Source organism: Novosphingobium sp., from assembly GCF_965214355.1.
In the GTDB taxonomy this organism is placed as follows: Bacteria; Pseudomonadota; Alphaproteobacteria; order Sphingomonadales; family Sphingomonadaceae; genus Novosphingobium.
Map to the genome: position 1 here is coordinate 3,203,270 of NZ_CBDCBI010000002.1, position 19,995 is coordinate 3,223,264.

Genomic DNA, 19,995 nt, shown 5'->3' on the forward strand with positions numbered 1-19,995 from the left:
TTTTTTATGCCCGATTCTCAAAGTTTCAGCAGGCCTGCCGCAATCAGTCCGCTGATCTGCGCGGTGGCAAAGCTGATGCCGTGCAGATTGCGGCGCTGTTCGACGCCGGGAATCGGGCGGGGATAGCCCGAGGCGTAGTACAACCCGCCGCGCAACTGCGCGACGCCGCGCGGCAGATCCCAGTCCAGCCCGACGCGCACCACGCCGTCGCATTGCCCGGGCCAGCATGGCGCATCGTCGGCGCCGACCATCGGCGCCACGATCCGCGCCGCAGCTGCCCGTGCAACGGCATCGGCAAACAGCGCGGCATGCGCGGCATTGGGCGTGCCCAGGCTGCAATTGATCACGTCGGCGCCGGCGCCGGCCGCCCAGACGATCGCCTCGACCAAAGCCCGCGCGCTGGCGCGCAGGCCTTCGCGAAATACGCGCACGGTCAGGATTTCGGCATCGGGCGCCAGCTCCTGGATTGCCGCAGTCACCGCCGTGCCGTGGCCCAGCCGGTCGATCATCGCATCGGGGCTGTGATCGATAGAGCCATCGGCGGCAATGGCGACGCCGCGCAACAGGCGCGCGGACAGGATATGCGAATGCGCGGGAAATACCCCACTGTCGATCACCGCGACGCGCATGCCTTTAGCCCCTCCCCTTCAGGGGAGGGGTTGGGGTGGGGCTTCGCCCCGCTCGCCAACGCTTGGGGATTGTCGCAACAAGGGATTGTAGCCGAGAGGCCCCACCCCCGGCCCCTCCCCTGAAGGGGAGGGGGGAAGACGTCTGCATACTTTACAACCTCGTCACGGTCTGCGCCTGTCCGTCGCCGAGCGTGATCACCATATCGGCCAGGTCCGCGAGCGCGGGCTTGTGCGTGATGATCAGGATCGTCGCATCGGGCAGCACATGCCGCAGCCCCGCCGCGACGCGCCGCTCGGTTTCGGTGTCGAGCGCCGCACTGGGTTCATCGAGCACCAGCACCGCCGGGCGGCGCAGCAGCGCGCGCGCCAGCGCGATGCGTTGGCGCTCGCCCGCCGACAATGCCTGCCCGCGCTCACCCACCGGCGTGTCGAGCCCTTGCGGCATCCGCGCGAGCAGATCGCCCAGCCCCGCTGCGGTCGCCGCCGCCATGATCGCCTCACGCGAAGGCGCCGTGACCGCAAACGCGATGTTTTCGGCAATCGACGCGTTGAACAGAAACGGCGTCTGGTCGATCAGCACGACCGCTTGGCGCAAATCGCGCAAGGCGAATTCGCGCGCATCGATCCCGCCGATCAGCACGCGGCCCGCATCGGGATCGCGAAACCGCACGACCAGATCGGCCAGCGTCGACTTGCCCGCCCCGCTTTCGCCCAGGATCGCCGCCATCGCGCCGGCCGGGATCGCGCAATCGACGCCCGCCAGCACGGCATCACGATCGTGGCGAAAATGCACGTTTTCCAGCACCACCGACAGTGCGCCGTTGGGAACGGTGCGCGGACGCACCGGCCCGACAACATCGGGGGGCGTATCGAAAAGTTCGAATATCCGCCCGAGCGACACACGCGTCGAGGCGAGCCCCGCCGACAGCCCGAGCAGCGATTGCACTGGCGCAAACAGCCGCGACTGATACGCCATGAACGCCACCAGCGTGCCGATCGTGGTCATGCCGTTGAGGATGCGCCAGCCGCCATACAGCGTGACCGCCGCGCTCGATACCGCCAGCACCGCGCCCGGCAGCGCACCGGCCAGAAACGATGCCATCTGCATCTTCAGCATTGCGCCGACGAACGCCCCATTGCGCGTGGCAAAGCGCTGCGCCTCATGCGCTTCGCCGCCCAGCGCGGTAACCACGCGCATGCCCATCACCGTGTCGACCAGAAAACTGCCCAGGTCCGCCCCGCGTTCGCGCATGCTCCGCGTAATTTCGACCAGCCGGCGTTGCAGGAACACGAACAGCCCCGTCGCCACCGGCACCAGCACGACCGCCACCACGAACAGCCGCCAGTCGAGCCAGGCCATCATCGCCAGCGACCCGATCAGGAACAGCACATTGCCCAGCACTGCCAGCAGGGTATCGCCCGCCGCGCGCTGCACATCGCTGACATCGCTGTTGATCCGGCTCATCAGGTCGCCCAGCCGGAACCGCGCGTAGAACCTGGGGCTGAGGCTTTGCAGATGCGTCATCAGGGCCACGCGGATATCGAACAGCATCGCCGCCGACAGCGCGACATAGCGATACGACGACAGGATATTGAGCACTGCGCTCAGGATCGTCGTGGCCACGACCGCAATCGCGATGATAACCAGCGCGCGGAAATTGTGCACCAGCAACGCGTTGTCGATCATCAGCTTCGACAGGTATGGCTGCACCAGCGACACGGCCGTAGCGCACAGGCTGATCAGCAGCACGCCGGCCAGCCGCGCGCGATAGGGCATCACCCAGGGCAGCAGCCGGCGGTACGTCCCCCACGTGGCGATGGGAGCGACAGGCGGGGGCGGCGAATGGGGTGGCAGAGTTGTCAGGCGACACGATCCCGCAGGGCGATCCGGTCGCCGATCAACACGAATTGCGCCTCGCCCGCCGCGGCGAGCTGACGCGTGCACCAGGCATGGCCGCGGGCGGTCGCCTCGGCCTGTTCACGCCACCATGTCCCCTGCCCGCCGCGTTCGTAAAACGGTGCGGAAACGGCAAGGTGGCGGCGCATGGCGGCTATCAGCATGGCGCGGTAATGACCGATCATCGCGGCGCGATCCAGCGCCGTTTCAGTGGCCAATTCGGCCGCGATCGCCGCAGCCAGAATGCCACCGCGTACTGCGGTCGCCACGCCATCGCCGCAGATCGGATCGAACGCCAGCGCGGCGGTACCCAATGTCAGGTCGCCGGGCGTTGCCGGATGGCCGAGTATGCGCGGCGCGGTTTCGAAGCGGATCGCCGTGTCAGCGGTTGCGGCGACTGCCGTTGCCACCAGCCGGCTTTCGCGCAAGGCGTCCTCGGGCAATGCGCCCACGGTTAAAAGCCAACCATCCTTGGCACCGGTGGGGATCAGGAACAGCCAACCCTGATCGATCGCCTCGACGAGCGCCGCATGGGGGTCGGTGCCGGGTTGCAGCGCGACGGGCGTCGCCGCCGCCTCACGCCTGCCGAAGCGCAACAGCGTGCTAGCGGGCGGCGCCTTCGTCGAAAGCACAAAATTGGCCGATGTTAGCCCCTCCCCTTTAGGGGAGGGGTTGGGGTGGGGGCTATCGGCTATATCTGGCGATGCGGGGAAAGCGCTCATGCCTTGGCGAGTGGGGAGAGCCCCCACCCCCGGCCCCTCCCCTGAAGGGGAGGGGAGCTGCTCGCGTAGGGCCGATTCCAGGCGACTGCCCCCGATCACCAGCGCCGAATGGGGCACCGCGTGCGGCTCGTCGCTGCCCCAGCGCACGATCCGGCGCTTGATCGGATGGGCTTGGCTCAGGGCCGTAGTGAGCGCCACCTGCCCGGCGAACACATCGCGCAATAAATGTTGCGCCTGTTCGCCCAGCATGACCAGAGGCGCGCCGCCGCGTGCCCCGGCGTGCCAATCCCGCACCACCGCGATCCCGCGCTGCGTCAGGCAATGCGCAGCGGTTGCCGCGCCTACGCCGCCTCCAACCACAGCGACAACCGGCATGGTCAGCGCAGCGCGACCATCCCGGCCATGGTCGCATCCGCGCCCAGGTCCCAGGTTTTCTCGTACTTCAGCGTTGCCGCATCGTAGACTTCGATGTCGTAGCTCGCGCCGTAGATATAAATCTTCGCGCCATCGGCCGACATGCCGAGCGTATAGCGCGAGCGGCATTTGAATTCGACCTTGTCGGCCAATTTCAACGAGGCGAGATCGAACTTCCAGAATTCGCAACGCTTGTTGCCCGTCACACCATTGGTTGCGGTGGTATAGGCATATTTGCCGTCGGGCGTCACTTCCAGGCCGGAGATCTGGTTGGTGATCGGCCCGATCGGCGTAAACGTGAATTTGCGCGCGGTCAGGTCGAAACGCCCAAGGCCAAATATCTTGTTGTGCACGAATGGGTCGGCCGCGGTGAACAGCGAAACCAGTTCGTTGGGATGCGTCAGCTGCAGCCCTTCGACCCCGCCGCCCAATTGCACGTCTTCGTAATTTGCCGCATCCGCCTTTTGCAGGTCGATCCGGTCGACCACTTTCAGGCTGGCGACATCGATGACCAGCACTTTGCCCTTGAACATATACAGCGTCTTGCCATCGGGCGAGATCATCAGCGAAGCACGATAGCCGCCGGGCAAGGCATCGTCGGCCGCTTCCATATCGACCGCGCGCACGATTTTCTTCTGCGCCAGATCGACCACGACATACTGCAACTTCGACACGGTATAGCGGTCGCTCAACTTGTCGAACCGCTGCATCACCGTATAGAAATAGCGCCCGGTCGGATCGGGTACGCCGCCTTGGAACCGATACCGCTCGGTCGGGGTATTCAGGCTGAATTCGGTCAGGATCTTGTGCGTATCGGCATCCAGCACGACCATTCCGCTGGTCGTAATCGTCGTCGCAAAAATCTTCTTGCGATCGTCGCTCAGCCGCAACGACACCGGCAGGCCGGCATCCAGCTTGATCTTGTCCTTTACCGCCCCTGTCACATCGTCGATCGTGAACAGCTTGTCGGGATAGGTCCCGAGCATCAGCGTCCCGGCGTGCGCTGGCGTGACACCTGCCGCGGCGAGCGCGAGCGGGCCGGCAACGAGCGCCGTCAATGTACGGAATGATTTGAACATGCGCGATCGCGGCAGCATGGCTGGCCCCTTCGGATAGGGTGGATGAAAACGGGTTCCGGCCGCCCCCAACGGCTGACCCGGAAGACCAGTCTTCAAGGAAAGATGATGTCGAGGCTGCGCCAGTCCTTGGTCGCGGCGGCGCAATTGCTCGCCCAATCCGCCGAATAGTTGACGTGATCGGCCATCTGCACCGGCCAGAAGCAGGTGACATAGCAGTCATAGATATCGCGCTCTGCCGGCTGGCACAGCCCGGCGGTGCCGCCCGACGCATCGACTTCCCAGCCTGGCGAAAACGACAGCGAGCACCCCAGCGGAACGTGCGGGCGCGGCGCCTGCTGCAGGGCCACAACGTCTTCTTCCTGTTCTGCCATATCCGCGTCGATTTTGCGCGCCTTGGCATTGAGAGGTTTCAAGTGCTTCATGACGACATGCCCTTTCGATCGGCAAAGCGGTCCAGAAATTCGGGATTGCGGACCGCGATCGTACCATAAATTGACAGGACGCGATCGGTCCACTGGCGGATCCAGTCGCAATAATGGAGGTTGGCGTGGCCGGTGTCGTTGTACCGGACAAACGCCTCGTGATGGCACCCGCCCGCGCACAGTGGCCGCGCCCAGCACGATGTGCATTCGTACTTTGATCCGACATGGCCGCGCGTCAGGAAATCGGTGCGCTTTTCCTGATCGATCCCGGTGTCGATATGGCCCATCACGTGTTCATCGGCATCGGTAAAGCGATGGCACGGCGCCAGATCGCCCCCGGGGCTGACCCCGAGCAGACCAAGGCCGGCGCCGCACGGATGCGACTTGTTGGTGCCCGAAACCAGCTCGCTGAGCGTTTCCGACACGTTGGAGAACCCGTGCATCTGGCCGCGCAACGCATATTGCAGCCATTCCTCCGACAGATCGTGAAATCCCTGGAGCACGTCGCTCATGCCATCGCCGTTCAATCCGAAATCATGGCCGTCATCGGTGGTGGTTACCGGCGCAAAGCCGATTTCGTGAAATCCGATGACGTCTTTCAGATGGCGGTAGATGCCAACGACATCGGTATTGCCCGCGGTCAGGGTTACGCGCGCCGTGACCGCACGGGTCTTGTGTCTGGCGATCAGCGATTTCAGGCGCGGCTCGATCACGTCATAGCTGCCCTTGCCGCTTTTGTAGATGCGGCGCGAATCCTGCATGTCCTTGGGACCATCGATCGAAACGGTCACGCCCACGGCGTTGTCGTTGAGGAAATCGATGATCGGGTCGGTCAGCAGCGTGGCGTTGGTAGTCAGGCTGTAGGTACAACGCCGCCCGGTTTCCGCCGCACGCGCGTTGGCATATTCGACCGTGTCCTTCAGCAGGCGGAAATTCATCAGCGTTTCACCGCCGAAAAACGTCACATGCACCGCCTTGCGGCCCTTGGCACTGTCGAGCAGGAAATCCACGGCGGTACGTGCGGTTTCCGGTGTCATGTACTTGGGTTTGCCGGTCTGCGTCGAAATCTTGTCGGCGCCGAATTCATAGCAATAGGTGCAGGCCAGATTGCACTGGTTGGTGACATTGAGCACCAGCGCCTGCAACGGATAATCGGCCGGCGGCGCATCGACGATCGCCGGTTGCGCCACGATATTTTCCGCCTCGAGCAGGCGGACCATGCGCATTTCGCGCAACAGCCCCTCGGCATCGACCGCGCTCATGCCGTCAGCGGTCAGCGCCTTGACCAGATCGCTGTGTACCACGGTGCCTTGTTCGACCAGCGTCAGGACCGCAACGATCGCCTCGTCAAAGGCAAACATCGCGCCGGCCGCGGGCAGATACACAAAGTCCGCGCCCGACGCGTCGAACCTGTGCATTTCGCCAGCACGATAGCGGTGATCCAGGAGTACGGTCATTGTTCAACCTCCGGCTGATCGATGCGTTTGAACGAAGGGATTGTGACCACGAGGTAGGCCTTTCCGATCAACGGCTTGCCGGTGCTGTCACGGGCGGTCTTGGCTGTCGCCACGACCCACACATTGCCATAATTGTCGCGATTGCCCGATCGCGCCGGATTTGGACCATCGAGGTTGGGGGTAAAGAACCCGGCCTTGCTGATCTTGCCGACAAAATCGATATCGTCGTCAAACCATGTAGCACGGAATTCCTCGAGGCTGTAATCGGCATCGACCACACCGACTTTCACGTCGTCGGCGGTATAGGGCTTGCCATCGGGGCCTGCGTCGTACCCATACGCTTCGAACTGGCCGAACCCGGCCGGATGCGCCGCACCGCCCAGCCGCGCGAGCGAGGTTTCGGGCATGACCTTGATATAGGCGATATGGTGATAAACCGGCAGCGCTGCCGACAGGACGGCTGTGCCGACCGTCACGTCATGCACGCCCGACGTAACCCCGGGTGCCGCATCGACCGACAGGACCAGCTGGCTCGGCGATGCCGAAACGATCTTGCTGACCATCAGGCCCTTGCCCAGATCGATATCGCGCGCGGTCAGGCCCGCCGGAAATGCATCGCCGAAAATGGTCAGGGTCTGGCCCCTGGCGCCGGCCAGGATACCCCCGCCCGAAATCCCGCCGATCACCGGCGCGCCATCGGCGCGGGTAAGCGTGACGTCATAGCCGAATTCCTGGTATTCGCCCCAGAACCAGCGGCCGGTCGCGGTCTTGCGGTCGGCCGAAAACAGCATGACTTCGCGCATCGGCTGGTCGAACGAATCCGCTGCCGGTTTGCCCCCAACGCCGGTCGCTGCGCGCCCGCGCCAGGCATAGCCGCCATAGACCACGCCATTGCCCGAGGTGGTGATCGCCGGGCCCCCTGCCAGCGATTGCAGTGTGGTGCGCGTGCCGAATATTTCGCCCGACGATCCGGGTGCGACCTCCATCGTCCCGAAAAACTGGCCCCGGCCGGGCAGGCTGGCCGAAACCAGCCACTTGCCCGCCAGATGCGGGGTCTGCTCGCGCGCGCTCCAGGCCGTCCATTCGGGGGTGTGCAACGGCGCAACCTTGCGCAGATAGGCCAGCGCGACTTCGCCTTGCGTCAGCGGGATCGAGCCGGGCTTGTTGACGACAGGCTTGGTCTGGCCAAACACCTCGCCAGGTTCGTCGATTGCGGCACGGCGGTATTGCGAATCCGCCTGCGAATAAAGCGCGACGTGGAAATCCTGCAGCAGCTTCCATTCATGCGATGAACGCCGCCAGGACAACGGCTGCCCGAACGCATGACACGCCGCGCACGACCCGCGCACCGATTCGCTGGGAATATTGGTTTCGTCGATCATCCGCTTTTCAGGGACATAGGCGACCGGCCTTGCCTCTTCGGGCGCGAGGCCGTGGGCAGAGCCGAGATAATGGATGATGTGCCGCGCCTCTTCGGGCGACACTTGCGCGCCGTTCAGCCGGACCATGCGCTTGATCGCCTGGTCCCAGCCTTCAGGGGTGGTGCGGATCCATGAAATCCGCGACAGATTGCCCTTGGCGTCGGCGGTGTGACACGTGCCGCATTTTTCCTTGGTCATCGCATCGGTTACCGGGATGCCGTCCTCGGTTTCGGTCGATGCCGACGCCATGCCGGCGCCGCCCGACATCGATTGGCCCGCAACCGCGCTCGCAGTGATCAGCGCGGCCGATACCATCAACAGCCGCGCCCCGCGCGGAACCTTGCGCACCACAGCCGGGGCGCCATCTGCCCGGGGCGTTTCGTTTTCTTGGTCTGTAACAGGGCACGTCATACCAGATTTGTCCCCAAGTCCATGTTGATCCAGGTCTGTCGCACACCGGCAAAAAGATCATCCGGCCACACGGAGCCGCCAAAAACCCGATCCCGTCCAGTCGCGGCAATCCTCGCGATTCGAGCAATGCAAGCACGCAAAACTGAACAGGTGTCCAGAGTTTGGTCAATGACTTTGTTGCGGGCCATCGCCTGTTTGACCTAGAAGGGTTACGACGATCTTCGGTCTGGCCTAATTCCGCCAAATGGCGCACAATCAACGGCTGGCATATGTGGCGCCGGACCGTGCCGTCATGCCAATTCGCAATGCCTATTCCCGATTCCTATGCCCGATGCCTAATTCCTGGATCAAAAGGCCCGATCATGCTGAAAGACAGCGGCTTGAGAACGCAGACGCCGTCGCAGATCAACGACAATGACGATGGCAATCGGTCTCGCAACCTGTCCGGCAGGGCAGTGCCCGCCGCGATCGAGCCGGCCGGCCCCGCTGCGCGGCCTGGCACGTATCTGCGCGGCACCGAAACCGTCGATGCGATTCTGAAGGCGGCCCTGCGCGTGCTGATCAACGAAGGCGCCGGCGCCTTCACGATCCGGCGGATTGCGACCGAATGCGGCATGAAAGTCGGCAATGTCAGCTATCATTTCCCGCGCAAGGAACTGCTGATCCAGGTCCTGCTCGATGACATGCTCGAAAGCTATGACAATCACCTCGACAATCGCGTGCGCCAGCCTGACCTGAGCGCGGAAGACCGGTTGCGCGCGATCATCGTCATGTGTCTCGACGATATTGCCGGCATGCGCACGACGCGACTGTTCATCGAACTGTGGGCATTGGCCAATCATAACCCGTTCATCGCCGACCGCGTGCGCGTGTTTTACCAGCGCGTGCATGACTACATTGCCGAATACGTGGCGCAGTTGAACCCCGCGCTGGCGCCCGACGATGTCAAGACCGTCGCATTGTTCATCAGCAGCGCCATGGAAGGCGTAACGCCGTTTGCGGGGTATCAAAAGCCATGGGCGGATCGCATGCCCGCAATCACGCGGATCGCGGTGGCGCACCTGGTCGATCTGGCACGCACCGTGACGCCGGAACAAATTCACGGTCTTGTCAAAAAGGGTGCAGGCGCCGAGCTAGAAAGGCGGTAAGAGGCGTGCGAATGAGGCTTGACTAAATTAGGACAAGCGTCAAACTTGTGATCACAAACCCGAGCCTCACGGCTCGCCACCGACGCATGATCTCGTCACACGCGTCCAAAGGGGGGCCTTTGCGTAATGAAGTCCGTTAATCTGAATTTCCGGCTTTCTGCCGCTATCCTGGTCGCTGCAACGCTTGGCGCAGGGGCAATGAGCGCCGCTCCGGCGCTGGCCGCAACAGCGTCGGTCGAACCCGAAGAATCAGGCGTCACCACCGCGCCTGCGCCCAAGCACAGCTGGTTCTTTGTTCAGCGCGGCTTTGTGATCCCAGGCACCGCCATCTACGACACCAACACGGGCAAATATATCGCCCAGGTCGAAACCCCGATGCTGGGCGACATGGCGATCGATCCTGCGGGCAAGCATTATTACGTCGCCGAAACCGATTGGTCGCGCCGCCTGCACGGCACGCGCCAGGACTTCATTTCGGTCTACGACAGCGCCACGCTTAAGCTGGAAGGTGATATCGACATTCCGGGGCGCATCCTGGTTGGCGGGCGCGAACACAATTTCATCGTCAGCGATGACGGCAAGACCGCGTATGTCTATAATTTCAGCCCGGTCTCGTCGGTCAACATCGTCGATCTTACCAAGCGCAAATTCGTCCGCAGCTTCGAACTGCCCGGCTGCGCCGACCTCATTCTCAATCCCGGCGTGGGCCTTGCCGCGCTGTGTTCGGATGGCTCGATCGCATCGATCAACCTGACCGGCGCCAAGGAAGAGATCACGCGGTCGGAGCCGTTTTTCGGCGCAACCACCGACCCGATCTTTGACAATGTGCAATACGACAAGGCCAAGAACAGCGTCGTGATGCTGACGTATACCGGCCTGGTCTATACCGCCAAGCTCGGCGCCAAGCCGACGGTCAGCACGCCGTTCTCGCTGCAGGAGGCCGCCGGCGTGCGCAAGGGCGATACCAAGCCGCTCGATGTCAACTGGTACCCCGGTGGTGGTCAGCCGATCGCACTGCATCGCGCTTCGGGTCATCTGTTCGTGCTGATGCACAGCGGCGAATACTGGTCGCACAAGGATGGCGGCACCGAAATCTGGGATCTGGATCTGGCCGCGCACAAAGTGGTCAAGCGCCTGTCGGTCGATGGTCATCCTTCGGTGCTCAATGTCACCCAGGAAGCCAAGCCAAAGCTGATCGTCGTTGGCGAAGGCGAAGGCAATGGTTCGGGTTCGGGCTTTGCCGGCACGGCGCAAGTTATCGATCCGGCTACCGGCGAGATCAAGCAGACCATCAAGAACGCTGGATCGGGCCTGATCCAGGTGATCGACTGAGCGACAGAGCGGTGATGCCCGGCATTTTCCTGACCGGACTGATGGAAACCGGGCTGGCCGGTGCCATCGGCACGGGGATCGTGTTCGTCGAAGCCGGACTTGCCAAGTTGCGGCACCGGGACGTGCTGCCCGGCGTCGTGGCCAATTACCGTCTGTTGCCAGAGGGTATGGTCGCGCCGGTGGCAACATTGCTGCCGCTGGTCGAACTGGGTCTGGGCCTGGGCCTGCTTGCCAGCTCGCTGACCGGCAGCGGCCCGCTGCACTGGCTCGCATTGCCGGCAGCCGCGCTGTTTCTGGTGTTCGCCACGGCAATGGCGATCAATATCCGGCGCGGGCGCAGCCAGATCGATTGCGGATGCGGCCGGTCGCAACTGCGCCAGCCGCTAGGGTGGGGTCTCGTGATACGCAATTGCGGGCTGGCGTTGCTGGTGGCGATGTACGGCATCGTCCCGCCCACCGGGTTCGTGGCGGGCAATGTCGCGCTGGCGCTTGTCGCAGGGCTGTGCCTCTTCCTGTTTTTCCTGCTTTACAACGCGCTCACCGCGCTGGCGGCTTCTCCGCTGGCCAGTGGACGGAGATAACCTTTCATGCTGACTGCACTTCTCATCTCGTCGATCTTTGCCTGGGTGGTCATCCTTGCGCTGGTCGTCACCATACTGGCACTGGCGCGGCAGGTGGGCGTGCTGCATATCCGCGTGGCCCCGGCTGGTGCGCTGACCACCGCAGGCGGACCGGCCGTGGGCGCGAAGGCCAGCGTGCTGCCCGCCACGACGCTCGATGGCGCCGAAGTCATGATCGGCGGCGCCGCGCCCGGATCGGCGCTGCGCCTGCTGATGTTCGTGTCGGCAACGTGTCCGCTGTGCAAGAACCTGATCCCGATGGCCAAGAGCTTTGCGCGCGACGAACGCGTGCAGCTGATATTCGTCGGCGATGACGATGTGCCGACCCAGCGCGCGATGATCGAGCGCCACGGCCTGACCGGATACCAGTTCATCAACGGTCCCGAAGTCGGGCAGGCCTATGAAGTGGGCAAGCTGCCGTTCGCGGTGCTGCTCGATGCCGATGGCGTGATCTTGTCGAAGGGCCTGGTGAACAGCCGCGAACATCTCGAAAGCCTGGTCGTCGCTCATGAAATGGGTGTGCGATCGGTGCAGGACTATATCGACGGATTGAAGCCGGAACTGGCCTGATCGCCGGAACCGAAACGAAACAGACCGACCGGATTGACGGGGGATACAATGACAATTCTGAGTTCAGCCAAGCCACTTAACACCACGAGCCAGTCCAATACCGGCTGGGGCGAAAAAGTTCTGCGCAAATTTGCCGGCGGCACGTCGCGTCGCGGCATGCTTGCCCGCATCGGAACCGCGCTGGTCGCGGCACCGGTGTTTCCACTGCTGCCTGTCAGCCGCGCCGAAGCCGCGTCGAAGCCCGACCGCTCGCCCGAAACCAAGACCACGTTTGCGCGAAACGCGCAGACCACTGACGACACCAAATGCTCGTACTGGCGCTATTGCGCAATCGACGGATCGCTGTGCACCTGTTCGGGCGGCGGCATCCATTCGTGCCCACCGGGCGCCGAGCCCTCGCCGGTGTCGTGGGTCGGCACCTGCATCAATCCCGAAGACGGCAAGGCCTATCTGATCGCGTATCGCGACTGCTGCGGCAAATCGTTTTCGGCCAAGTGCAATTGCGATGGTCAGGACCGCGAGACCCAGCTCTATACGCAGCAGCTCAACAATGATATCATCTGGTGCTTCGGCACGAAGAGCATGGAATACCACTGCTCGACCGCCGTCATGGTGGGCCCCGCCTGAGGCTGAATATGACTATGCGATCCGTTACCCGGACGCCAAATGCCGGAAAAATGTTGGCTACGCTGGGCGCGATTGTGCTAGCGTCCGTGATGATCTTTGCGCGGGGCGGTGTTCACGCCGCCCCTGCGTTCGATCCGGCCAGCACGATGTCGGATCCGGCGCAGGCCAAGATCGATTACATCGAAAATTGCGGCGGATGCCACGGCGTACGCGGCGATACCGTGCCCGCCCACTTGCCCGAGCTGGCAAACCGGGTCGGCTGGTTCATGTGCACGCCCGAGGCGCGCGCCTATTTGCTGCGCCTGCCCAATGTGGCGCACAGCCGGATCACCGATAACGCCGAATTGGCCGATCTGATGAATTACGTCGTGTTCGTGCTGGGCAACGGCACCGCGCCCGCCGGTACGAAGCCGTTCACCGCCGATGAGGTCACGTATAATCGCAAGCTGGCGCTGACCAACGCCAATCTGACTGCGGAACGCCTGCGCCTGGCCAACCAGATCGTGGCGCAATGCCACGCGCCCGCCTCGATGCGCGATCTGTACGTCGAAAAAGCCCCCGGAACCGTCATCTGGCCGACCCAGTGACAACGCGATCGCTCCGCCGGGCCCAGCGATGATTGCGGCGCATCCGGTCGATACCCTGCGGCTGATCGATGAGGGGGCACACGCCGGCATTGGCGGCGTTCTGATCACGCTGACAGGGATCGAGCGCAGTTCGTCGCGCGCGATCGGCACCCAGATGGCAGTGCTGGCCGACGGGCGTCATGTCGGATCGTTTTCCGGCGGCTGCATCGAAAGCGCGATCATCGCCGAAGCGATCGAGGTGTTGGCCGCAGGCGCACCCCGTCAGGTGCGGTATGGCATCGGATCACCCTATATCGACGTACGCCTGCCCTGCGGCGGCGGTATCGACCTGCTGTTCATGCCGAACCCCGACCGCGCCGCGATCGCCGATGCACTCGCGCGTCTCGACCGGCGCGAGCCCGCAACGCTGCAGCTTGGCGACCACATCCAGCACTATGTGCCGCGCCTGCGGCTGGTCACGCTGGGCCACGGTGAGGATGTGCTGGCACTGGTGCGTCTGGCACGGGTTTTTGGGCTGGACGTCGAAGCCTACGCGCCGAATGACGAGGGCGCCGACGTTGACGGCGTCTTGCCGCTTGTCAGCCGGACAGCGCTGCCGACGCTGACAGGCGATCCCTGGACGGCGTTTGTTTTCGTCTTCCACGATCACGACTGGGAGGAATTCCTGCTCCCCCAGGCGCTCGGCCTGAGTGGATTTTACTACGGTGCGGTGGGCAGCCCCCGCACGCATCAGGCCCGGCTTGACGCGCTGCGCGCCGCCGGCGTGCCCGGGCCCCAGGTCGATGCCCTGCGCGGATCGATCGGCCTGATCCCTGCGACCCGGCATCCGGCCACGCTGGCGCTGTCGATCCTGGCCGAACTGGTGCAGCATTACGAAGCCTGCGCCGCGCGAAACGGCTGGGTGGGTCGGTCACGCGAACTGCAACCGTGAACCCAGACCGGGTCGCGCTGGTTTTGCTTGCGGCAGGACGCGGCGAACGGTTCGGGGGCGGAAAACTGGCGGCGATATTGGCGGGTAAGCCCTTGGCGCATCATGCATCCGATATCCTGAGCGCGATACCGTTCGCCGCGCATTTCGCCGTGATACGCCCCGACACCCCGCCCCTGCCTGGCTATCGCACGATCATGCTCGATCCGCCCGGCGCGCCACAATCGCGATCGCTGGCATTGGGCATCGCGGCGGCCCGCGCTTGCAAGGTTGACGCCGTCCTGATCGCGCTGGCTGACATGCCGCTGGTGCCGCGCAGCCATTTCGACGCGATGCTGGCGCAGTTCGACGGTGATCGCCTCGCCGGCCTTGGGCCAGACAGCGTGATGCCGCCGGCGCTGTTCGGCGCACGGCATTTCGCTGCGCTGGCCGGGCTGGCTGGCGACCGCGGCGCCGGCTCGCTGTTGCGCGACGCCCCGACGATTGCGCTACACGATGAGGCCGCACTCGATGTCGACACGCCCGATGATCTGGCGCGCGCGCAAGACTGGCTGGATTCTTGAGGCACCTTGTTCTCCGCTCCCCGCTCGCAGGGGACGTGCGAATGCCATAAAAAACCCCTCCCGCCACTGGCGGGAGGGGTTTTTTGAACCCAGAGGCAGATGCGGATCAGATGATCTGCGACAGGCCCACATATAGGAAGCCCGACAGCAGGATCGAGACCGGCAATGTCAGCACCCAGGCGATCGCCAGATTGCGCAATGTTGCCATCTGCAGCGCCGAGCCATTGCCCGCCATGGCGCCGGCAACGCCCGACGACAGCACGTGGGTGGTCGATACCGGCAGGCCGAAGCTGTCGGCCGCGCTGATCGTCACCATCGTCACCAGTTCGGCGACCGCGCCCTGAGCATATGTCAGGTGGTCCTTGCCGATCTTTTCACCGACCGTCACCACGATCCGCTTCCAGCCGATCATCGTGCCGAGGCCCAGCGCGATCGCGACCGCGACCTTGACCCAGGTCGGGATGAACTGCGTCGCCTTGTCGAGGTTCTTTTTGTAGGCGTCGAGCGAGGCCACTTCGGCCGGATTGAGCGCGAGCGCCTTTTCCTTGCCCAGGCGCTTCATCGCCGACGATGTCAGGTACATGTCGTTGCGGATGTTGCGTGTCACGGCGGCGGGCACTTTGGCCAGCGAACCGTAAGCGGCAACCTGCTTGTCGATGTCGCTCGACAGCACGGTGAGCGAACCCATCGTGTTCGGCGTAAACTTGTGTACCGCGATGTACTGCGTCACTTCGGCCCGCGCCGCGTCGATCGTCGGCGTAACGGCGGGGTTGTTGTGTGCGCCGAATACGCCGACCGCTGCGGCCGAAGTCGAGTGGAACTGCGCCTCGTAAGTGGCCGGAACCGCGCGGTTGAGCGCATAGGCGGTGGGCACGATGCCGATGAGGATCAGCATGATCAGGCCCATGCCCTTTTGCCCGTCGTTCGACCCATGGGCAAACGACACGCCGGTGCAGGTCAGCACGAGCAGGCCGCGGATCCACAATGGCGGCGGTGTCGTGCCATGGGGTTCCTTGTACAAGGCCGGAATGCGGATGACCGCCTTGGCCGCGACGAACAGCATAAGCGCGGCAAAGAAGCCGATCAGCGGCGAAAACAGCAGCGCTTCACCGATCTTGGTCGCCTGTTCCCAATCCACGCCGGCAGTCCCCGCACGGCCATGCATCAGTGCGTTGGCCACGCCCACGCCGATGATCGAACCGATCAACGTGTGCGAAGACGACGACGGGATGCCCAGGTACCAGGTGCCCAGGTTCCAGATGATTGCCGCGATCAGCAGCGCAAAGACCATCGCAAACCCGGCCTGGCCACCCACCTGGAGGATCAGTTCCACCGGCAGCAACGACACGATGCCGAATGCGACCGCACCGGTCGATGCCATCACGCCCAGGAAGTTGAAGAAACCCGACCACACCACTGCGACGTTTGCCGGCAGCGAATTGGTATAGATGACCGTGGCAACGGCATTGGCAGTGTCGTGAAAACCGTTCACGAATTCAAAGCCGAGCGCGATCAAAAGCGCCAGAAACAGCATGACAAACGGCAGAAACGTGATCGACTGCACCCCGGCAGCGGTCGCATCGCTATAGATGCTGTACGCGACGAACCCGAGGCCCGCGAGCATCACCGCCAGAAATCCGTACAGTCCGACGTCGCCCAATCCGTTATCGAGATTTGGCCGCGCGTTTGGCCCAGTCGCCGGCATCGCGGCAGCGGTAGCGTTCATTGCGGTTAACTCCTTAATCGCCCATCAACACTTCCTTTGCCCGTCGGCTGTGACGGTTGTGTGACTCAATTGTAACTATGGCGGTCATTTGGGCTCGCGGGTTTGCAGTGGCGCCGTTCTTCCCCATTCTTCTTCCGTCATCCCGGACTTGATCCGGGATTGTGCTTCTTCTTCGCTCCGGCGTCGGAAAAAAGCACAATCCCGGATCAAGTCCGGGATGACGAGGAGGATAGGTTGGCATGCGGGTGAAGATTTAGTGCTCGAGGTCGACTCGACCGACGCCGCGCATGTTCAACCCTGGCGCTTGGCCTTGCGCTTTACCTTGTGTTCGGCCAGCAGTTCGTCGAGCACGGCGATGCGCTGGCGTTCGGGGGTATCGCTGGGCAGGCCTTTCAGCCGGCATGTCGCCCACAGCGCCTTGCGCTCTGATTCCAGCGCCTTGAGATAGAGATCGGCCAAAACGTGTCCTTTGCTTTGGCCGGCCTGTACAGGCGCGCCTGACCCAAGTCTACTTCGCGCGCGCTTCGACCACGATCGGCGCGGGATCGGCGGCCAGCCGTGCAAACAGCGCCTGGACATCCGCCACGCCGACCGCTGCATACCCCGCCTTGGTCTCCAGCACCGATTGCCGCACACGCGGATCGCGCAACACCAGTGGCAGCCACGATGCCCAGAACGCATTGCCCTCCATGTCCTTGGTGCGGCCCTCGATCAACGGGCGGCGCGCCCGGTCGAGCCCATCGGGGGTGACCGGGTGCGCCGCCAGATCGGCAAGTTCCTGGTGCAGCAGCGTGTGGAACGTCGCAAAGTTTGCAGGCGGCGTTTCGAGCACCGCACCCAGATAGCCGACGCCGGGCAACTGCACCGATGCCACGGCATCGGTCTGCGGCGAATACGTGAGCCCCAGCTTTTCGCGGACAGTGTCGATCAGCCGCGATTGCAGCACGGCAATCGCGACTTTGGCGACATAGCTTGCCTTGGCGTCGGTGAAGTAATCGGGTTGCGCCCAGTATTCGCCGTAATACGCCTGATCGGCACGCCCGGTGTGCGTGGCGATGACCGGATCGCGCCCGCCAGCCACCGCCAGCGGATGCCGATCGGGCTCGATCCGTGCGGGCAGCGCCGGTCCGGCCGCAAATGTCGTCGTCATCGCCGCGATAGCCTGGTCGACCGTAACATCGCCGACGATCACGACGTCGGCGGGGCCGGCCAGCGCCGTTTTCAACATGGCGGAGAGGTCAGAGGCGTGCGTTGCCGCAATATCCGGGCCATCGGGAACGTCGACATAGCGGTCGGTCCTGCCGGTCATCGTGCGGTGCAATGCCCGGCTGAAAACCGCACCCGCATTCGCCTCGATCTGGCCCGCTATCATCGGGCCGACCGCGTTCAGCTTGTCAGCCAGTTCGGGGCGATAGCCGGGATCGCGCATCTGCGCGGTCAAGACCTCCATCTCGCTGACGAAATCGACCGGCCGTGTGGTCCCGCCCAATACGAATGCGCGCGGATCGGCGGCCATCTGCACATCGATCGTGCGCCCGCCTGCCTGCGCCCAGCGGTCGATATCGCCCGCCGGCAATTTCGCGGTTCCGCCCGTCGGGGTCAGGCCGGTCGCCCACAGCGCGTGGACCAGCGCCGGATCGGTACCGGCGCGGCCATTGCCGAGCGCGACCTTGATCGTGATGCGATCCTTTTCATAGGCGGTCGGTTTGACCAGCAGGCGGCTGCCATTGGCAAAACGCACTTCGGTCGTGCCAAGCGCGGCATCATCGCGGCGCGAGGACATCATGCCGGGCGCGCCGAAACGGGTATAGGGCCACGTGACCGCAGCCTCCTGCGCGCGCGCAGCAAGCACGGCGGTGCGATCGGTGGCGAGCGCGGCCGCCAGTGCAGGCGCGCCGACCGGCCCCGCCTGCGCCGCGCGAAACAACACCGGCCCGGTGCCCGAAAACAGCCGGGTCAGCGCGGCGCTGATATCGGCCGGCGTCAGCGCTGCCAGCATCGGGCGAGCGATGGCCAGATCCTGCGCCGGACTGGTATAGACCTGGTCGTCATTGGCTGCGGCGATCAGCGCATCGGCGATGTCGCCGTCCTTGCGCGTGGGCGCATTGGCAGCGGCGGATTCGAACAGCGTGGTGATCTGCGTCAGCGCGCGTTTCAGGTCGGTTTCACCGGCGCCGCCGCTCACCAACCGGCGCTGTTCCTCGACCACGGCGGCCAGCGCTTCGTGCCATTTGGCGGGGCTTGCCGATATCTGCAGGAATGTCAGCCCGGCCACGCCGTACAGCGATGGTGTTTCCTGCGCCTGCGCGCCGACATAAGGGCTGCCCGGATGCGCCGCGCGATCGGCCAGGCGGTTGTTGAGCACGGTCGAGGCGACCAGTTCGGCGATTTTTTCCCGATCATAGGCCAGCGTCTCGGCGCGCGGATCGGCCGGGCGCTGCCACGACAGGCTGAGCGTGTCGGGCGCGCCGGGAGCAACGAATTCTGCCGCCGGATGGGCAGGTCTGGGCACGCCCGGGTCCAGCCGGTCTGCGGGCACGGCCGACGTCCAGTCGGAAAAACGCGCCTTGAGCTGTGCCTCGACTTTGGCCGGATCGATATTGCCGACGATCACGATCGTCGCATTGTCCGGTCGATAGTTCGCTTCGTAGAACCGGCGCAGGCGCCCTGGCGTGGCGGCCTTGATCGTCGATACGAGGCCGATCGGCCACCGCTCCGGCACGCGCGTCCCGGCCAGGGAATTGGCCAGGTCGGCCTTGAACGACTGATACGACGGCGTGTCGCGCAATCGCTCTTCAGACAGGATCACACCGCGTTCGGCATCGACTGCCGCCGGGCTGAGCAGCAGGCGCTGGCCGATTTCGCGAAACAGCGTCATCCCGGTATCGAGCGCGCTGGCATCCGATTTGGGGAACGTGAACATATAGACGGTTTCGTCCTGCGCGGTGAACGCATTGGTATCGGGGCCAAACCGCAGACCCTGCCGCTCGAGCATGCGCACGACTTCGCCATCGGCGATATTGGCGCTGCCACGAAATGCCATGTGTTCCAGGTAATGCGCCAGGCCCTGCTCGTCGTCGCGTTCCTTCAGCGACCCCGACCCGATGCGCAGCCGCATGGCAACGCCGTCGCTGGGGGTATCGTTATGCATGATCGCATAGCGCATGCCATTGGGCAGCGTGCCGAAGCGCACCGCAGGATCGGCCTCGCGGTGGACATAATCCTGCGCCCACTGGCCGGGCTGTTTGACAGGCGCCCCGCCTGCATCAATTGTACCGGCCAGCGCCGGCATGGCCAGGAGAAGAGCGAACAGACTGACCGAGCCGCGCAATACCATGGAAAATCCTGTTTCTGCTTGTCCCCCTCCCCTGAAGGAGAGGGGCTTAACCTGGGCTGACCTTGCGCACAAAAAACGAAGCCCGGAAGCTTGCGCTCCCGGGCC

At 64.0% G+C, this 19,995-nt stretch carries 18 protein-coding genes; 8 read left to right on the forward strand and 10 right to left on the reverse strand.

What is annotated here, in order from left to right; translation table 11 throughout:
• Window positions 1-17: 17 nt before the first annotated feature.
• The 7 genes from ACOOE2_RS14900 to peaA form a co-directional block, all read right to left on the reverse strand.
• A complete protein-coding gene (locus tag ACOOE2_RS14900) occupies window positions 18-629 on the reverse strand; it encodes a S8 family serine peptidase (protein ID WP_420383772.1) in 612 nt (203 codons plus the stop codon).
• Between the two features lie 151 nt (window positions 630-780).
• The gene (locus tag ACOOE2_RS14905; RefSeq protein ID WP_420383773.1) at window positions 781-2,406 is read right to left on the reverse strand and encodes an ABC transporter ATP-binding protein; all 1,626 of its coding nucleotides are present in this window, start codon (window positions 2,404-2,406) and stop codon (window positions 781-783) included.
• A gap of 83 nt (window positions 2,407-2,489) precedes the next feature.
• Complete coding sequence (locus ACOOE2_RS14910; protein ID WP_420383774.1) at window positions 2,490-3,497, reverse strand: hypothetical protein; 1,008 nt, start codon at window positions 3,495-3,497, stop codon at window positions 2,490-2,492.
• 128 nt (window positions 3,498-3,625) lie between these two features.
• Window positions 3,626-4,741, reverse strand: coding sequence for a YncE family protein (locus tag ACOOE2_RS14915; RefSeq protein ID WP_420383775.1), 1,116 nt, complete (start codon window positions 4,739-4,741; stop codon window positions 3,626-3,628).
• Window positions 4,742-4,833: 92 nt separating this feature from the next.
• On the reverse strand, window positions 4,834-5,163 hold the full coding sequence (gene qhpC / locus ACOOE2_RS14920; protein ID WP_420383776.1) for a quinohemoprotein amine dehydrogenase subunit gamma: 330 nt from the start codon (window positions 5,161-5,163) through the stop codon (window positions 4,834-4,836).
• Window positions 5,160-6,620, reverse strand: a complete 1,461-nt coding sequence (peaB, locus tag ACOOE2_RS14925) for a quinohemoprotein amine dehydrogenase maturation protein (protein ID WP_420383777.1) — start codon at window positions 6,618-6,620, stop codon at window positions 5,160-5,162. Before peaB ends, qhpC begins: the two co-directional genes overlap by 4 nt.
• Window positions 6,617-8,389, reverse strand: a complete 1,773-nt coding sequence (gene peaA, locus ACOOE2_RS14930; RefSeq protein ID WP_420383778.1) for a quinohemoprotein amine dehydrogenase subunit alpha — start codon at window positions 8,387-8,389, stop codon at window positions 6,617-6,619. The genes peaB and peaA overlap by 4 nt, the downstream gene beginning before the upstream one ends.
• 425 nt (window positions 8,390-8,814) lie before the next feature.
• Here peaA and ACOOE2_RS14935 point away from each other — a divergent pair, with 425 nt between their 5' ends.
• The 8 genes from ACOOE2_RS14935 (at window position 8,815) to ACOOE2_RS14970 (ending at window position 14,827) form a co-directional block, all read left to right on the forward strand.
• Complete coding sequence (locus ACOOE2_RS14935; protein ID WP_420383779.1) at window positions 8,815-9,600, forward strand: TetR/AcrR family transcriptional regulator; 786 nt, start codon at window positions 8,815-8,817, stop codon at window positions 9,598-9,600.
• Between the two features lie 126 nt (window positions 9,601-9,726).
• A complete protein-coding gene (locus ACOOE2_RS14940; protein WP_420383780.1) occupies window positions 9,727-10,932 on the forward strand; it encodes an amine dehydrogenase large subunit in 1,206 nt (401 codons plus the stop codon).
• 14 nt (window positions 10,933-10,946) lie between these two features.
• Window positions 10,947-11,513 (forward strand): MauE/DoxX family redox-associated membrane protein, encoded by a 567-nt coding sequence (locus ACOOE2_RS14945; RefSeq protein ID WP_420383781.1) that lies wholly within the window; start codon window positions 10,947-10,949, stop codon window positions 11,511-11,513.
• 6 nt (window positions 11,514-11,519) lie between these two features.
• Window positions 11,520-12,122 carry a redoxin family protein gene (locus tag ACOOE2_RS14950; RefSeq protein WP_420383782.1) on the forward strand — a complete coding sequence of 201 codons (603 nt, stop codon included), beginning with the start codon at window positions 11,520-11,522 and terminating at the stop codon, window positions 12,120-12,122.
• A 48-nt stretch (window positions 12,123-12,170) separates the two neighbouring features.
• Entirely contained in the window at window positions 12,171-12,749 is a 579-nt protein-coding gene (locus tag ACOOE2_RS14955) for a methylamine dehydrogenase light chain (RefSeq protein WP_420383783.1), read from the forward strand.
• Between the two features lie 50 nt (window positions 12,750-12,799).
• A complete protein-coding gene (locus tag ACOOE2_RS14960; protein WP_420383784.1) occupies window positions 12,800-13,336 on the forward strand; it encodes a cytochrome C in 537 nt (178 codons plus the stop codon).
• Window positions 13,337-13,364: 28 nt separating this feature from the next.
• Window positions 13,365-14,267, forward strand: coding sequence for an XdhC family protein (locus ACOOE2_RS14965; protein ID WP_420383785.1), 903 nt, complete (start codon window positions 13,365-13,367; stop codon window positions 14,265-14,267).
• Window positions 14,264-14,827 carry a nucleotidyltransferase family protein gene (locus ACOOE2_RS14970; protein ID WP_420383786.1) on the forward strand — a complete coding sequence of 188 codons (564 nt, stop codon included), beginning with the start codon at window positions 14,264-14,266 and terminating at the stop codon, window positions 14,825-14,827. Before ACOOE2_RS14965 ends, ACOOE2_RS14970 begins: the two co-directional genes overlap by 4 nt.
• Window positions 14,828-14,933: 106 nt before the next feature.
• Here the strand turns inward: ACOOE2_RS14970 and ACOOE2_RS14975 are convergent, their stop codons facing one another.
• The 3 genes from ACOOE2_RS14975 to ACOOE2_RS14985 form a co-directional block, all read right to left on the reverse strand.
• A complete protein-coding gene (locus ACOOE2_RS14975; protein WP_420383787.1) occupies window positions 14,934-16,553 on the reverse strand; it encodes an inorganic phosphate transporter in 1,620 nt (539 codons plus the stop codon).
• Window positions 16,554-16,844: 291 nt separating this feature from the next.
• A complete protein-coding gene (locus ACOOE2_RS14980) occupies window positions 16,845-17,012 on the reverse strand; it encodes a hypothetical protein (RefSeq protein ID WP_420383788.1) in 168 nt (55 codons plus the stop codon).
• A gap of 49 nt (window positions 17,013-17,061) precedes the next feature.
• The gene (locus tag ACOOE2_RS14985; RefSeq protein WP_420383789.1) at window positions 17,062-19,890 is read right to left on the reverse strand and encodes a M16 family metallopeptidase; all 2,829 of its coding nucleotides are present in this window, start codon (window positions 19,888-19,890) and stop codon (window positions 17,062-17,064) included.
• Window positions 19,891-19,995: the final 105 nt, after the last annotated feature.

Coding starts and splice junctions, on each gene's coding strand:
- ACOOE2_RS14900 (WP_420383772.1), bottom strand. CDS start 629: ATGCGCGTCGCGGTGATCGACAGTGGGGTATTTCCCGCGCATTCGCAT.
- ACOOE2_RS14905 (WP_420383773.1), bottom strand. CDS start 2,406: ATGCCCTATCGCGCGCGGCTGGCCGGCGTGCTGCTGATCAGCCTGTGC.
- ACOOE2_RS14910 (WP_420383774.1), bottom strand. CDS start 3,497: ATGCTGGGCGAACAGGCGCAACATTTATTGCGCGATGTGTTCGCCGGG.
- ACOOE2_RS14915 (WP_420383775.1), bottom strand. CDS start 4,741: ATGTTCAAATCATTCCGTACATTGACGGCGCTCGTTGCCGGCCCGCTC.
- qhpC (WP_420383776.1), bottom strand. CDS start 5,163: ATGAAGCACTTGAAACCTCTCAATGCCAAGGCGCGCAAAATCGACGCG.
- peaB (WP_420383777.1), bottom strand. CDS start 6,620: ATGACCGTACTCCTGGATCACCGCTATCGTGCTGGCGAAATGCACAGG.
- ACOOE2_RS14935 (WP_420383779.1), top strand. CDS start 8,815: ATGCTGAAAGACAGCGGCTTGAGAACGCAGACGCCGTCGCAGATCAAC.
- ACOOE2_RS14940 (WP_420383780.1), top strand. CDS start 9,727: ATGAAGTCCGTTAATCTGAATTTCCGGCTTTCTGCCGCTATCCTGGTC.
- ACOOE2_RS14945 (WP_420383781.1), top strand. CDS start 10,947: ATGCCCGGCATTTTCCTGACCGGACTGATGGAAACCGGGCTGGCCGGT.
- ACOOE2_RS14950 (WP_420383782.1), top strand. CDS start 11,520: ATGCTGACTGCACTTCTCATCTCGTCGATCTTTGCCTGGGTGGTCATC.
- ACOOE2_RS14955 (WP_420383783.1), top strand. CDS start 12,171: ATGACAATTCTGAGTTCAGCCAAGCCACTTAACACCACGAGCCAGTCC.
- ACOOE2_RS14960 (WP_420383784.1), top strand. CDS start 12,800: ATGTTGGCTACGCTGGGCGCGATTGTGCTAGCGTCCGTGATGATCTTT.
- ACOOE2_RS14965 (WP_420383785.1), top strand. CDS start 13,365: ATGATTGCGGCGCATCCGGTCGATACCCTGCGGCTGATCGATGAGGGG.
- ACOOE2_RS14975 (WP_420383787.1), bottom strand. CDS start 16,553: ATGAACGCTACCGCTGCCGCGATGCCGGCGACTGGGCCAAACGCGCGG.
- ACOOE2_RS14985 (WP_420383789.1), bottom strand. CDS start 19,890: ATGGTATTGCGCGGCTCGGTCAGTCTGTTCGCTCTTCTCCTGGCCATG.